The sequence below is a fragment of the Pseudomonas frederiksbergensis genome (assembly GCF_001952935.1).
Classification (GTDB): Bacteria; Pseudomonadota; Gammaproteobacteria; order Pseudomonadales; family Pseudomonadaceae; genus Aquipseudomonas; species Aquipseudomonas frederiksbergensis.
Window position 1 is genome coordinate 60619 of sequence record NZ_CP018319.1, and the last position, 14746, is coordinate 75364.

Here is a 14746-nt window from a genome sequence, read left to right on the forward strand (position 1 = left end):
CGAACAGCTTTTTATTCAGGCATCGGGCAAACCCAGCAGGCGACGATTGAAACCTTCGTCGGACGTCACGCTGGCGAAGTCGTCGAAGGCCTTTTGTGTCTTGGTAATCATGTGCTGCTCGATGAACGCCGCTCCTTGCGCGGCCCCCTGTGCCGAATCCTTCAAACAACACTCCCACTCCAGCACCGCCCAACCGGCAAAGTCGTATTGGGTCAGTTTGCTGAAGATCGATTTGAAATCGATCTGGCCATCGCCCAAGGAACGGAAGCGGCCCGGTCGGTCGACCCATGCCTGATAGCCGCCGTAGACCCCCGAACGGGCATCGGGCCGGAACTCGGCGTCCTTGACGTGGAACATGCGGATGCGGTCGTGGTAGCGATCGATGAACCCCAGGTAGTCCATTTGCTGCAGCAGCAGATGACTGGGGTCATACAGAATGGCGGCGCGTGGATGATGATCGACCGCCTCCAGGAAACGCTCGAACGAGGCACCGTCGTGCAGGTCTTCGCCGGGATGGATCTCGTAGCACAGGTCGACGCCGGCCTCTTCGAAACAGTCGAGGATCGGCAACCAGCGCTTGGCCAGTTCTGCAAAACCCTGTTCGACCAAACCGCTCGGCCGCTGCGGCCAAGGGTAGAGATACGGCCAGAGCAGCGCGCCGGAAAAGGTTGCATGGGCCTTCAACCCCAACCGCTGACTGGCGCGGGCCGCCAGCTTCAATTGGTCGATGGCCCATTCGGTGCGAGCCTGGGGCTGACCGCGCACATGCGCCGGCGCAAAGTCATCGAACAAGGCATCGAACGCCGGATGCACCGCGACCAGCTGCCCCTGCAAGTGCGTCGACAGCTCACTGATTTCGACGCCCGCCTGAGCACAGGTGGCTTTCAATTCGTCGCAATAATCCTGACTGTCGGCGGCGCGCGCCAGGTCGATGTATTGCGTGCCCAACGTGGGTAACTGAATGGCCTTGTACCCTTGGGACGCCGCCCAACGAGCAATATTGGCCAGCGTATCGAATGGTGCTTCAGCGGACATGAACTGCGCCAGGAAAATGCCTGGACCACGCAAGCCCGTCGAGGGTTGGGATGTAGGGTTCACGGGGGAATTCTCCAGGTTCATGGATGGCAGACCAGTTCGGTCCACTTGTTGTCGCCACGATGGTTGGCGATCACGGTTTCGATGAAAGCCATGCCGCGCAATCCCACTTCAATGCCCGGCACACCGGGGGCCTCATTGCCTTTGAGGTTGCTGCGGATCGCGCTGGCGAAGTCGCCGTAGAGGTTGGCCATGGCCTCCAGATAACCTTCGGGATGCCCGGCGGGCAGGCGCATGCGACGGCTCGCGGCTTCGCACAACCAGGGTTGACCGACACCGGAACGCAGGGTGCGCAAGGGTTGATCGATGGAGCGATGAATCAGGCTCGACGGTTCTTCCTGACGCCACTCCAGCCCGCCCTTGTCGCCGTAGATACGGATCTTCAACGGATTCTCTTCGCCAGCGCAGACCTGGCTGGCGATCAATACACCGCTCGCGCCGTCGGCCATCTTGAACAGCATCGCCGCGTCGTCATCCAGTTGCCGGCTTGCAAGGTGCGTATTCAACATCGCACACAGGTGCTTGATCGGTTGGTCTGCGACGAATTCGGCCAATGAAAAGGCATGGGTGCCGATATCGCCAATGCAGCCGCCCAGCCCCGACTGTTCGGGCAGATCGCGCCAGCCCGCCTGCTTGTTGCCCTGCCCGGCCACATCCTGACTGAGCCAGCCCTGGGGATACTCGACGATGACCTTGCGCACCGTGCCGATCACGCCGTCGCGGACCATTTGCCGAGCCTGCCAGACCATCGGATACCCGAGGTAGGTGTGGGCCAATCCATAGAGGCGGTCGCTGCTCTCCAGCAGTTTCTTGAGAGGTAACAGCTCGGACAGATTCAGCGCCGCGGGTTTCTCGCTGAACACATGAAACCCTGCACTCAGCGCCCGAGTGGCAATCGGCGCGTGCAGGTGATTAGGGGTGACGATGACGAGCAGTTCCATACGCCGATCGGCGGGCAGTGCGCCCTCGGCATCGAGCATCTGCTGCCAGTCGCTGTAGCAGCGCGAAGCGGACAATCCCAGCGCCGCGCCCGTATCCTGATTGTTGCGGGCGTCTCGGCTGAACGCACCGCACACCAGTTCAAAACGACCATCGAGCCCGGCGGCCTGACGATGAGCCTTGCCTATGAAGGCGCCTTCACCGCCTCCAACAAACCCCATTCTTATTTTTGGCACTGGAACGTTCATCGCGACTTTTCTCTGTTTGAGGCGGATTCAGGCGGCTTCTCAAAAGTGAAGCCTCACGACTATGTAACCGGTTACATCGTGACGGAAATTTAGGCCCTGTTGCCCGAAGTGTCAAACCCCGGATTAATATCGACGAACATTTCAGGGCACGGTCGACTTGCGCTAAGCTCGCCAGCCGCACAGTTCGACAACGAGGTGGTCTTGTCCAATATCCGTGAAGTTGCCCGGCTTGCCGGCGTCTCGGTGGCCACGGTCTCCAGAACGCTGAAATCGCCTGAGCGCGTGCTCCCCGAAACACGGGACAAGGTCAACGCCGCCGTGGAAAAAGCCGGTTATCGGCCGAACCTGATGGCGGTGCAGTTTCGCTCGCGCAGGACGGGCAATCTGGTGATTCTGGTCCCGGCCATCGCCAACACGTTTTTCGCCCGGGTGATCAGCGGTGCCCAACAGGCTGCCCAGGCCGCCGGGTACCGACTGCTGCTGTGCGACACCCAGGGCCGAGAGGAAATCGAACGGGAATTCGCCGAGCTGGTGTACGCCCATCAGGCCGATGGCGTGATTCAGCTGCGCGCCTACGACCCTTTTGAAGCGCCCTTCCCCAGCGCCGAGTTACCGCCCATCGTCAACGCCTGCGAGATGATTCAAGGCGGCCGCCATCCCACGATCAGCCTCGACAACCGCGCAGCAGCCAAGGCCATGACCGAGCATTTGATAGAACTGGGCCATCGCCGGATTGGTCTGATCAAGGGCCCGAAAAGCAGCCCGCTGACCCGCGATCGTGTGGCCGGTTATCAGGACGCATTGCGCCAGGCCGGCATCGCGTCCGATCCCGCTCTCATCTGCCACGGTGATTTCAGTTTGAAGGCAGGTGATGACGGTGCCGCAACGATGCTGGAGCTGACCGACCGTCCCACCGCGCTCTTTTGCGAAAACGATGAAATGGCCATCGGCGCGTTGAAGCGCATCAAGCAGCAGGGCTTGCGGGTACCCGAGGATATTTCACTGGTGGGCTTCGACGACATTCCCTTCGCAGCCTATTGCGATCCCCCCCTGACGACCATCGCGCAACCCGCCGAAGTCTTCGGCCAGAAAGCCGTCGAAATGCTGATTGCCTTGATTGAGAAGAAACCGATTGCGCAACGTCATGTGGTATTGCCGTTTGAACTGACGTTGCGCAATAGCACCGCAAGGGTCAACGAGCGCTGAACGATTCGCCCCTCGGCTGGATGAGAGGCTTGGGGGCTACTTGCCGGCCCCCCATTGCTACTTGACCAGGCGCTTTTCCTTGGAAGGTCTGTAGCCGAAGTAAGAGCTGTAACACTTGCTGAAATGGCTGGGCGATACAAAGCCACAAGCCACCAATACGTCCACCTGGGACAGTTCGGTGTGCTGGAGCAGCCGACGCGCCTCGGTAATCCGCAATTCCATGTAATACCGTTGCGGTGTCGTGCCCAGTTGCTCCTTGAACAAGCGCTCGAGTTGACGACGCGAACGGCCGGCGTAAACCGCCAGCTGCTCCAGTTCCAGAGGTTCTTCGAGGTTGGCATCCATCAGCTTCACCACCTCGCGTAATGGCGCGCTCACACAGATATTTTCAGTCGGTTTTATCCGCCGATAACGCGACTCCTCGAAAGCCAGGATGTCTTCAATCCCCTCGACAAGGGCTTTGTCGTGCAAGCTTTTGATCCAGTCCAGCGCCATGTGGAACGCCCCCGAGGGACTGGAGGCCGTGAGCCGGTCTCGATCGATGACGTAGGGTTCACTGGTGACATGCGTCGCCTTGGAGATTTCCGCGAGCGCGGGGCGATGTTCGGGGTGAATCGCGCAACGATATCCGTCAAGCAAGCCTGCCCTTCCCAGGAACCATGCGCCATTCCACAACCCGGCCAGAATGACGCCCTGGTCTGATGCGGCCCTCAACAGGGAGATGAGTTCATCCGTCGCTTTGAGTTCTGTCCTGTAGCCGCCGCAAATGACCAGCAGGTCCAGGTCCTGGATCGTTGAGCCAACGAAATGGCCATCCGGGCGGATGACCAGGCCCAGGTCACTGATGACTTCCTCATCGGTCAAGCCGAACGTTCGGGAAGAGAACAACCCGGGTCGCAGAAGATTCGCGGTGACAATCGTATCCAGTGCCTGCGTGAACGCGGGCAGCGAGAAATGCTCAAGCAGCAGAAATCCTGCCCGGACCACCTGAGTCTTCTCGTTGGGGTTCTCATTCAGATAGCGGAGATTTTTCCCCTTCATGCCCCCGCTAAATTGGCGTCGCTCGATCAATGTTCGGCCTACTCGGTTACGTTACCCAACAGGTCGTTGGGTGCGTTGATAAACCTCAATGCTAACTGTAGAGGTTTCAAAACCACTAGCGCCATTTTTCGCCTAAACGATGGCGGGATACCCATCGACACTATCGGGCCAACGGGTCAGCACCTCGAAGCCGTCGTCAGTGACCGCGACCATATGCTCCCACTGAGCCGAGAGTGAATGGTCCTTGGTGACCACGGTCCAGCCATCCGCCAGGGTTTTCACATGGCGTTTGCCAGCGTTCAACATGGGTTCAATGGTGAAGATCATGCCGGTTTGCAGTTTCAGGCCCTGGCCGGGGAAGCCGTAGTGAAGGACCTGCGGCTCATCATGATAAATCTTGCCGATACCGTGGCCGCAGTACTCGCGCACGACGCTGAACCCGTCTCTTTCGGCCACCTTCTGAATGGCATGGCCAATGTCACCCAGCGTAGCGCCGGGGCGGACCACGCGAATACCGGCACACATCGCTTCATAGGTCGTCTGTGCCAGACGTCGGGCTTGCGGGCCGGGCTCGCCCACGAAGTACATGCGGCTGGTGTCGCCGTACCAACCCTCCTTGATCACGGCAATGTCGATATTGACGATGTCGCCATCCTTGAGTGGTGTGGCCGAAGGAATGCCGTGGCAGACCACTTGGTTGACCGATGCGCACACGGTTTTCGGGAAGCCGTGATAGCCGACATTGCCCGGAATGGCTTTCTGCACGTTGACGATGTAATCGTGACAGAGCCGGTCAAGTTCGTCGGTGGTGACCCCCGCTTTGACATGCGGAGCAATCATGGCCAGGACCTCGGCGGCCAGCGCGCCCGCAGCACGAGACATGGCTATTTCTGCCGGGGTATTGAGCTTTACATTGGCCTTCATGGCTTGGCTCCTGATGCTGCATCAACCTGGGCGTTTTGCGAAAAATCGGCGAGTGCGCACAGCTGTTTCACATCGAGGCCGCCCGCCAGCTCCGCACGAATCAGCACGCGGCAGATGTCGCTGTGGTCCAGGTTGGGATGCAACTCCGCAAGCATCCCGATACGCATCCAGTGCTCGGCCTGAGCGTTGATCGAGCGACTCAACGCATCGCTGGCGACGCGCAGATTCTCATGCATGGCTTCTGAAATTTTTACGATACCCACTGATCAATCCAATATGAAATGTATATGGATCGTATATTAGTCGGTCGTCGTGTGAAATTGCAATTTCACGATATACAGCCAAGCCAGAAGCGCGCGGCGGCGTAGAAAGTCATTGGGTGACTTGAAGCCCGACTTCAATAGCTGAGGGAATGAAGTGCTGAGCAATCATCGTTTGTACCCCTACTCGATGATGCTCAGAATTCGTGGCGCAGACGTTAGCCGTTGTTCTTCCAATTGATCGAGTCCGTACCTGTCAGAAAGAGCGCGATTCCCCCCTTTCACACCGCACCATTCGACTCAGGAGATAACAATGAATAAAACCATTTCTCGTCGTAGCGGAGGTCAGATTTTGGTGGATGCCTTACGCATCCATGGCGTCAAAAGAGCTTTTTGTGTTCCGGGAGAAAGCTACCTCGCGGTGCTCGATGCATTGCATGACGTGCAAGAGGAAATCGATCTGGTGGTGTGCCGCCAGGAAGGTGGGGCAGCCTATATGGCAGAAGCCTACGGCAAGCTCACTGGCGAGCCCGGCATCTGCTTCGTGACCCGAGGCCCGGGGGCAACGAACGCTTCGGTTGGCGTTCACACCGCGTTCCAGGATTCATCGCCGATGATTCTGTTCATTGGCCAGGTTGCTCGCGATCAGCAGTATCGCGAAGCCTTTCAGGAAGTTGATTTTCGCCAGATGTTTGGCCCCTTGGCGAAATGGGTCGTGCAAATAGACGACACCCGCAGAATTCCCGAACTGATCAGCCAGGCGTTCCACCGAGCGGTCAATGGCAGGCCTGGGCCTGTAGTGGTCGCCCTGCCGGAAGACATGCTGACCGAAATGGCGGAAGTCAGTGATGCCGGGCCTTTCAAACGCGTATTGATGACCCCGGCAGCCGAGCAAATGGCCGCCATGCAGCAATTGCTTGAACGATCAGAGCGGCCATTGATGGTGCTGGGTGGCAGCGGCTGGGATACCGAATCAGTGCATGACATCCAGCTGTTTGCTGAACAGCAGAACATCCCGGTTGCCGCCTCCTTTCGCTGCCAGGACCTGTTCGACAATCGACACCCGAACTATGTCGGTGATCTTGGTTTCGCCGCATCAGCGCAGCTGTCCTCAGCGGTAAAAAACGCCGACCTGCTGTTGGTCGTGGGCTCCAGAATGGGTGAGGTTTCAACGGGCGGGTATGCGACCCTGGACATCCCGGTACCGAAGCAAACCTTGATCCATGTTCACCAAGGCATCGAGGAACTGGGGCGGGTTTACCAACCTGCGTTAGCGATAAACAGCAGCCTGTCGACCTTTGCCCAATCAGCCGCAAAGCTTCCAGCGGTGACCAGCCCGGTAAAGAGTGAATGGACGCGCACCCTGAACAATAACTACCGCGAAAACCTGCAACACTCGCCCTCCCCTGGCGATGTGCAAATGGCCGAAATCATTGAATGGTTGAATCGCAGACTTCCAGACGATGCAATCCTGACCAATGGCGCCGGCAACTACGCCGTCTGGCTTCAACGTTTCTATCAGTTCCGCCAATACCGCACCCAGCTAGGCCCGACCAATGGCTCCATGGGCTACGGCGTTCCTGCGGCGGTGGCCGCCAAACTGACGTGCCCGGATCGAGTGGTGGTTTCGTTTTCCGGGGATGGCTGCTTCTTGATGAACGGTCAGGAGATAGCGACTGCAACGCAATATGGCGCGCATGTGATTTTCGTTGTGATCAACAACGGAATGTACGGCACCATCAGAATGCACCAGGAACGCAATTACCCTGGACGCGTGTCAGGCACTGAACTGCTCAACCCGGATTTCGCCGCCCTGGCCCAAGCTTATGGGCTGCATGGCGAGGTGGTCACCGCCACGTCGGAGTTTGCCCCAGCGTTTGAACGCTGCCTTGGCATGTCCCGGCCGTCCTTGATTGAGGTCAGGGTCGACCCTGAAGCCTTGACCCCTCGACTCAGCCTGACTCAGATCAGAGAACAATCAAGCAAGAAGTAACCCGCTTCTTGGGTTTTGGGCGCCTGACTCACGATTGACCAGACGCCTTTTTTGAGCTTGTGACTCATCAGTTCATCGACCTGTCCCACCTACAACAGCAGTCGATCAATGGCCTGAACAGCATGCATCCGCAACGACAAACCCTGCACAACGAACTGCACGCGCGTCCGTCACTGTATTTCGACGAACCGGCCCATGTGTTTCATCTGGCCTTCCTTGGCGGGGAGCCGCAGTGCAACGCGCTGCTGGAGCGCTGCTGCCCTGCTCCGATCGATCCTCACGCCGCCCAGGGCATCACCCGACTCGATGGCCACGCCCTGAAATGGGAACGCCACGCCGAGTTCTTCACCCTGACCCTGGTGGTCACTTCATCCAGCGATGACCTGTCCTGGACATCACTGCCCGAGGTGCTGGCGCAAAAGATCGATGCGCATTTGCCGCAGCTGATCAACTCGGTGCAGATCGTCGTGCGTGGCGAAGCCGGCCTGGACCTCGCCGGCTACGGCTTCAAGGACCCGTGCGGTTCCTGCGTGGGCGGTGGCGATGCGGTGGTCTGGAGCGATTTTCGTCTCAGCGCGGATGGCGACAACCACATCCTGTTCGTCAACCGGCGCCTCAACGCTTACCGCCAAGGGAGGATGATCCGTCGTCTGCTGGAAATCGAGACCTACCGCATGATGGCCTCGCTGTCGTTGACCATGGCCAAGACCTTGAGCGCGCAACTCGATGTCTTTGACAAGACCTTGGTCACCCTATCCGAGCGTAACGCCGACGCCGACAGCGGTAACGCGAAAGCCCTGCTGGCTGACATCTCCAACCTGTCAGCCCAAGTGGTCAGCAGCACCGCGAAAACCCGCCACCGCTTCAGCGCCACCCAGGCCTATGCGCAACTCGTGTACGAGCGCCTGGGCGAATTGCGGGAAAGTCACGTCGGCGATTGCCAGCGTCTCGGGGTGTTCATCGAACGCCGTTTCAAACCCACCGTCAGGTACTGCACCGCCACCGAACAACGCCTGGAGCACCTGGCCAAAAGCGTGGCCAACCTGGGCGACCTGTTGCAAGCCCGGGTTCAGGTGGAAATGGAAGAACAGAACTCGGAAATTCTCAAAAGCCTCAACGCCCGCGCCGATGCCCAGATCAAGATCCAGCGCGCCGTGGAAGGCCTGTCGATTATCGCCATTACTTATTACCTGCTGAACCTGCTCAAGCTTGGCTACTCAGGGTTGCACCTGCTCGGCGCCGAGGTGGCTCCGCGAGAGGCGATGCTGGCGATGACGCCCCTCGCGATCGCGATCCTTGCGTTGATTATTTTCCGCATCAAAAAAGTCAAAGAGCACTGATACGGTGAGTCGCAGGGACGCGCCATCCCCCATCAGGACGGGAGCAGGTCCAGTGTGCGTTCAACCTCTTGAATGTCGATCTTGAAGCCATCGCCCTCTGGCGTTCCGACCACAAAGCCAAAATTCTGGTGGTCGCGATCCGTCAAGTACTTGAAGTAGCTGACGAAACGGTTCGGTGGCTGCAGTACCAGCAACGAACCACCCTGCGGCAGTACATTGACACCATGTACAAGCTGGCTCCCTTCGACCCCCATCACGATCCGCGCCCCGGCACACGTCGCCACGATGGTCGGCACATCGGTTTTCAAAGGATCGACTACGCGAAACCCTCTGCTTTTGCGCAGATGTTCAGCGAGCTCCCTTTCATTGCGCAAAAAGCGCAAGTCACCGTCGCCACCTCGCAGAATGAACACGCCGGGGTGAGACTCATAGCTCACGTGCGACAGGAGTTTTTCGCCCATGGCACGGAAACGTAAATGCCTGCTTTGATTGTTGCTCACATCGTCGAACAGCACGAGTTCACGAAAAAACGCACTGTGCAGGCGAAGCGGTTTCATATCAAACCAGTCCTCATAAGCGGGAGCCTGGGTAAACAGAGGAAACCTGGCAGAGGGCGCGGTGGTTATCGGGACGCCTTCGTTACATGCCAATGAATAGGTCGGGCAGTCTTCCATCAACCACGTACCAAACCATGTATTTCCGTTTTGCGTGCAGTAGGCGGCGCCGCGCTCGATTTCGTTTTCCACGAGAATTCGCGGAAACATACCGGGCTTGAGAGACAGCCAGTGACTTGCATTGTTCTTGTAGAGCGCTCCATCGATCAGCCAGACATCCTTGATCAGGTAGCCACGTGTCGGGCCTTGCACAACGGTGCCCAGCCCTTCCATTGTGCGAGCGGGATGCTCGAAAGGATAAAAGCGCTTTGCCTCCCAGCCTGTGACACGGTCCATTTGATTGGGCAGGAAGAAAGCAGGCGGAGAATACGATGTGCCACCCGGAGCCACGTCCCAGGTTTTCGCCGCCAGGCTTTTCAAGCTGATCTCAGCTTTTCGTGCGAATCTTTTTCTTGCCATATACCTGTAGGCGGCAAGGGTCCATTTTTTCCGATTGCCCGTGGTTGAAGTGCTGATTGGCGAGACATCGCTTTCCATGAAAAGTCCTCCCTGCACAGGGTCAATAGTCAGACGCGAAGCGCTCTGTTTATTTCAGGCCTGGAAATTGTTCAGCTCGATGCAATCCTTTTCATAATGGGTGGGGTCTGCAAACTGGCGTAGCGACTACGCAAGGTTTCGAGAAACTGTTCGCCCGAGTTCCTGGCGCAATAAAGATAAATCTTGTGCAGCCCGCCAAATACCATTTCATGATAACGGCTGGCCACTTCCTCATCGCTTGGCCCGTCCGGCAAGCCAAGGTGAAGGGTCAATTCCTTGCCTTCAACCGCGAATAGCGGTGTATCCCAGAGGAATTTGGCCGCCCCTGTCTTGGGCAGCCGGACAAACATGTAAGCGTGGTTGCCCATGGAATCAATATCACCGCCACGCCTTCTTTTCCATTTCAGAAGTCCGTCATCCGGCCGCGCCAGGCAAAGACCGATGTCGTAATAATCGAAGCCATTGTCTATCGCCCATTCAAGTGCCATGAAGGTGGTAATCGAGTTCACTTCACGCAGTCTTTTAGCATCGGAAAAAATCGCCTCGGTGTATCCGAAACGCAGCGTGCTCCAGTAGCGCTTTCCGCCCCGGGTTATTACGCAGCCTAGGTGACAGGCAACGACCTCGTCCTCCAGCATGATCAGGTCGAGCCGGCCGACGGTCTTGGCAATCCTGAAGACCTCCGGCGTGGCAAATTGCGCAGCGTGGATGCCTTGCCTTGCCGTGGCATAAGGTCGAAGCATTTCCCTGTCGGCCTTTTCAATGTCTTCGTCCAACAGCGTCTGGACCATTCGGTAGCGCGGTCGATTCTTGCGTATGTTTCGCCGTAATTCGCTGTCGTATTTTGTGGTGATCTCCTCGATGGATCGCCCCAGCGGTACGACGGCACTCAAATACAGGGGTACAAACAAGGCCCCCGAAGTCGGCATTTCACTGACCACCACTACATGGCTCGACACGCCAGGTTGCGCTTCGACGTCGACAACAGGGGAATCACCCTGGGTCTTTCCCCTGATGAGAAGCTTGGCCATCTCGCGCTTCTTTTTTCTTCCGATATAAAGGATTTCGTAGGGACTTTCGTTCTGCGCTCTGAACCTGGCAATCTCCCAGCGCCAGAAACACGCACGCCCAAGGATGTCTCGCAACCAGTGTGAAGCGTTTCTAATCTCATACCGCATTGAAGGAGATATGAATTTGCGGATAACGGCCGCCACGTTCTCTTTCATTTCTTCGTCATCCTTTGAGCTTTCTTTGGGGCAGATCAGAAAAAGATCAAGGCGGAACTTCAAAGTGGCGCGCTTAAACCTTGATATAAAAGACATTTATTGATGACGAACGCTCTCACGTTCAGTGACTAGTAAAGTTCAAGGTAGCCACTTTGCAAGCGATATGAAGTGGCGTCAGTTGTCTATTTCATGACGCCAATTTTTCCTCCGGATCCGGTACAAAAATCTCGAACTCAAGCCATGGCATCGAATCCAATGTTCAGGCCAATGGAGGTCAGTGAAATGAACAACGATGACAGTGTTAACGACGTCGAATCAGACGAAACGTCAAACGCCGAAAGAGATCTTGAGAACAGGGACACGGACACCAAAGAGGCGAATGAAACCGTCACGCCCTCTTCACCCCGAACCCGGGAGCAGGAAGCTGAGGAGCTCAATCGGAAAATAGCGGAGATAGAACGCAAAGTGGCGGACGGTAACTAGCAGCACGCCAAGGGCCGTGAAGCCATCATCTGACGCCCTTCCGTTCCTGTGTGTCGTCACGCATGTGCATTGACATTGGCCGGGGCTTGACCGGGTTCCGGTGCTACGCTTTTATTTCCTCGAATAGAGAACGAAGCGATGCGCACCGAACCCTCACCCCCCAGACGTTCACGACTGTAGCCATGAAACAGATCCTGATCGGTGGTATCACCGTAGCGCTTATCGGCACGATGACGTATGGGTTTTTCCAATGGAAAATCGTCGAAAGCCAGAAACACGACATGCTGTGCGGAGAAGCCAAGCAGACGCTCAAAGGCGTGGAAATCCGGGCGCGGGCGTTGGCTGCCGGGCTGTCCGTAGAAGCCTATGGCAAGGCTGAAGAAGACGAAGTGGCGACACTCATTGGTGCACTCGACGCCGCCAAGAGCGACGCAGAAGTCGATTCGGTCATAGAAGCTCACGCGGCCACCATCGAAGCAGAGGATGCGGCTATCGACGCAGAGGTCGATACCCGAGGCGATCAGACATTTCTCGAGCAACGGTTGGTGAAACAGCGGATACCGGTCGACGTTAAACAAGAACTGCAACGCGCCGCGAAGGCCGTCAGCGTCAGGTGCAGTTAGTAATCAACAGTAGTGCCCTCCTCCACAGCCCCAAGTAACAGTTCCCGATATCCTCGTGCGAGACCAACCCGCCGAACCTACTCCCACAGATTGACCAACGCTTGCGGCACCATCACGAATTTCAGCCCGCGTCCGGTTTGCGGACGGGAGGATGATCATGGTCAATACTTAGAGACTGGATGTACGTCGCACGAGCCGCACGTCGGGCGGCTAATCCACGGGAGGTTCGTCATGTCTGGTCAATCCCGCTTCATGCTGGTTGCATCACCGCTGATGGAACACAGCCCTGCTTTCGACAGGGCCGCTGCGCTGGCCAAGGCCGAAGACGCCGCGCTGCACATCGTCGCCTTCGATTACCTAGAGGGTCTGGCAACCGCCAGCCTGGTCAACGAAAAGGCCCTGGAACAGATGCGCGTGGGCTACGTCGAGCGCCACCGCCAATGGCTTGAGGAACAGGCCCGTCCCTTGCGCAAAATCGGGGTTCACGTCACCACCGAAGTGGCCTGGGTAGAACGTCCGCTGGAAGAAATCCTGATTCACCTCAAAGAACAGCCGATGGATGTGCTGATCAAGGCGCTGGAGCACGAATCCCTACTGTCGCGGCTGATATTCACCCCGCTCGACGTGCATTTGTTGCGCGAATGCCCGGTACCGCTGCATTTCGTCAGCCACGCCGTGCACGCGCTGCCACGAAAAATCGTTGCGGCGGTCGACCCCTTTCATCGCGATGACCATTACAAAACCTTCAACGACCGGATCCTTCACGAGGCGGCGAAACTGGCGAGCGCCTGTAATGCCGAGCTCGATGTGGTCTATGCCTATGACCTTTCATCCATCAGTGCCGATGAATTCGGCTTCGACAACGGTTCGGCGTACTTCTCGTCGGGCAAGGCCAAGACCGTATTCGATTACCAGGAGGATGCCTTCAACGACCTGGCCGAGCGCAACGGCATCGCGCCGGAGCAGCGGCACATGATCATGGGCAACCCGACCAAGGTCCTCACCCGCTATGTCGATGCCTATGACGTTGACGTGATTGTCATGGGCCGGATCGGCCATCGCGGCATGGGCCGGCTGATCGGCAGTACGGTGGAGCATCTGCTGTACAAAATGCCGTGCAGCGTTTGGGTGGTGTACACCGAGCGGCTGGATGAGTAACTGCCCCCCCGACAAACACCACAAACCCTGTGGGAGCGAGCCTGCTCGCGATGGCGGACTTTCAGTCAACATCAATGTTGAATGTAAGGCCCTCATCGCGAGCAGGCTCACTCCCACAGGGGGATAGTGTTGCCAGATCAACGCCGGGTGATGACTACTTCCAGGTATTCACTCGGCACCACCAGCGATTTTTCTCCCGCTCGGTTCAAGCGGTTCAACAGTTCAGTCAGGTCGTTTTCCAGCGCCTGGGCGCCTTCAGGAGGTAGCGCCGCGAAGGCTTTGTGGACTGGGCCGTACCAGGTGCGGAACGTGTCGATGAAATGCGCGGCCGAGCGGTAACGGAAGTTAAAGGTCTTGCGCGCTACCTGGAGCAGGAAGTCTCGTTCGTCGAACTGCGTGCGCAGCCAGGCTTCGGTGCCCCACTGCGAAGGCGGTTGAGCGCCCGGCGGTGGCGGCAGGTGGCGGCCGAGTGTCTTGAACATCTGGCCGACAAAACCTTCGGGCGTCCAGTTGGCGAGGCCAATCCGCCCTCCGGGACGACAGACCCGCGCCAGTTCCGCCGCGGCCTTGGGCTGGTCCGGGGTAAACATCACGCCGAAGGTCGAAAGCACGGCATCGAAGCTGGCATCCTCGAACGGCAAGGCTTCCGCGTCAGCCACTTGAAAGGTCACGTCCAGGCGCTCTGCCCTGGCCCGGTCTTCGCCGCGTTCCAGTAGCGCGGCGACATAGTCGGTAGAGGTGACGTGGCAACCACGGCGCGCGGCAGCGAGCGTCGCGTTACCGTTGCCGGCGGCCACGTCGAGCACGCGTTCATCGCAAAGCAAATCGCAGGCTTCGGCCAGTTGCTCACCGACAATCTGCAAGGTGGTGCCGATCACGGCATAGTCGCCACTGGCCCAAGAGGCCATCTGACGGTTTTTCAAGGCAGTTAGATCAATGGGTGTACTCATGGATTCTTTCTCCGGCGGAGTGGGATCACTGAGCAGGAACCGGCGGATACTGACTCCGCCGTCATGGGATCGATAATGTTCAGGACCGGGGAAACGCTGACGCTGCGCC

Annotated in this window: 14 protein-coding genes; 6 read left to right on the forward strand and 8 right to left on the reverse strand. The window is 57.9% G+C overall.

Annotated features, from left to right (window positions below; translation table 11 throughout):
- Positions 1 to 15: 15 nt before the first annotated feature.
- Positions 16 to 1119 carry a sugar phosphate isomerase/epimerase family protein gene (locus PFAS1_RS00290; RefSeq protein ID WP_076027781.1) on the reverse strand — a complete coding sequence of 368 codons (1104 nt, stop codon included), beginning with the start codon at positions 1117 to 1119 and terminating at the stop codon, positions 16 to 18.
- Positions 1116 to 2282: a Gfo/Idh/MocA family protein gene (locus PFAS1_RS00295; protein WP_076027782.1), complete on the reverse strand. Its 1167-nt coding sequence runs from the start codon at positions 2280 to 2282 to the stop codon at positions 1116 to 1118. The genes PFAS1_RS00290 and PFAS1_RS00295 overlap by 4 nt, the downstream gene beginning before the upstream one ends.
- A 201-nt stretch (positions 2283 to 2483) precedes the next feature.
- Here PFAS1_RS00295 and PFAS1_RS00300 point away from each other — a divergent pair, with 201 nt between their 5' ends.
- A complete protein-coding gene (locus PFAS1_RS00300; protein WP_076027783.1) occupies positions 2484 to 3488 on the forward strand; it encodes a LacI family DNA-binding transcriptional regulator in 1005 nt (334 codons plus the stop codon).
- Positions 3489 to 3545: 57 nt separating this feature from the next.
- Here the strand turns inward: PFAS1_RS00300 and PFAS1_RS00305 are convergent, their stop codons facing one another.
- The 3 genes from PFAS1_RS00305 to PFAS1_RS00315 all read right to left on the reverse strand — a co-directional run bounded on the left by PFAS1_RS00305 (position 3546) and on the right by PFAS1_RS00315 (position 5716).
- The gene (locus PFAS1_RS00305) at positions 3546 to 4559 is read right to left on the reverse strand and encodes a GlxA family transcriptional regulator (RefSeq protein ID WP_198044939.1); all 1014 of its coding nucleotides are present in this window, start codon (positions 4557 to 4559) and stop codon (positions 3546 to 3548) included.
- Between the two features lie 102 nt (positions 4560 to 4661).
- Positions 4662 to 5453, reverse strand: a complete 792-nt coding sequence (gene map / locus PFAS1_RS00310; protein WP_076027785.1) for a type I methionyl aminopeptidase — start codon at positions 5451 to 5453, stop codon at positions 4662 to 4664.
- On the reverse strand, positions 5450 to 5716 hold the full coding sequence (locus PFAS1_RS00315; RefSeq protein ID WP_074877849.1) for a ParD-like family protein: 267 nt from the start codon (positions 5714 to 5716) through the stop codon (positions 5450 to 5452). Before PFAS1_RS00315 ends, map begins: the two co-directional genes overlap by 4 nt.
- Positions 5717 to 6026: 310 nt before the next feature.
- Between PFAS1_RS00315 and PFAS1_RS00320 the strand changes: the two genes are divergently transcribed.
- A complete protein-coding gene (locus tag PFAS1_RS00320) occupies positions 6027 to 7706 on the forward strand; it encodes a thiamine pyrophosphate-binding protein (protein ID WP_076027786.1) in 1680 nt (559 codons plus the stop codon).
- A gap of 122 nt (positions 7707 to 7828) precedes the next feature.
- Positions 7829 to 9046, forward strand: coding sequence for a DUF3422 domain-containing protein (locus PFAS1_RS00325; protein WP_076031470.1), 1218 nt, complete (start codon positions 7829 to 7831; stop codon positions 9044 to 9046).
- Positions 9047 to 9078: 32 nt separating this feature from the next.
- On the opposite strand, the gene PFAS1_RS00330 is transcribed toward PFAS1_RS00325, so the two are convergent.
- Both PFAS1_RS00330 and PFAS1_RS00335 read right to left on the reverse strand, forming a co-directional pair.
- Entirely contained in the window at positions 9079 to 10197 is a 1119-nt protein-coding gene (locus PFAS1_RS00330) for a glycosyltransferase 61 family protein (RefSeq protein ID WP_076027787.1), read from the reverse strand.
- A gap of 71 nt (positions 10198 to 10268) precedes the next feature.
- The gene (locus PFAS1_RS00335; protein ID WP_076031471.1) at positions 10269 to 11423 is read right to left on the reverse strand and encodes a hypothetical protein; all 1155 of its coding nucleotides are present in this window, start codon (positions 11421 to 11423) and stop codon (positions 10269 to 10271) included.
- A 282-nt stretch (positions 11424 to 11705) separates the two neighbouring features.
- On the opposite strand from PFAS1_RS00335, the gene PFAS1_RS00340 reads away from it, so the two are divergent.
- The 3 genes from PFAS1_RS00340 (at position 11706) to PFAS1_RS00350 (ending at position 13687) form a co-directional block, all read left to right on the forward strand.
- Positions 11706 to 11906, forward strand: coding sequence for a hypothetical protein (locus PFAS1_RS00340; RefSeq protein WP_076027788.1), 201 nt, complete (start codon positions 11706 to 11708; stop codon positions 11904 to 11906).
- Between the two features lie 182 nt (positions 11907 to 12088).
- A complete protein-coding gene (locus tag PFAS1_RS00345) occupies positions 12089 to 12529 on the forward strand; it encodes a hypothetical protein (RefSeq protein WP_076027789.1) in 441 nt (146 codons plus the stop codon).
- A 231-nt stretch (positions 12530 to 12760) separates the two neighbouring features.
- Positions 12761 to 13687: a universal stress protein gene (locus tag PFAS1_RS00350; RefSeq protein WP_076027790.1), complete on the forward strand. Its 927-nt coding sequence runs from the start codon at positions 12761 to 12763 to the stop codon at positions 13685 to 13687.
- Between the two features lie 137 nt (positions 13688 to 13824).
- Here the strand turns inward: PFAS1_RS00350 and PFAS1_RS00355 are convergent, their stop codons facing one another.
- On the reverse strand, positions 13825 to 14637 hold the full coding sequence (locus PFAS1_RS00355; RefSeq protein WP_076027791.1) for a class I SAM-dependent methyltransferase: 813 nt from the start codon (positions 14635 to 14637) through the stop codon (positions 13825 to 13827).
- Between the last annotated feature and the right edge of the window lie 109 nt (positions 14638 to 14746).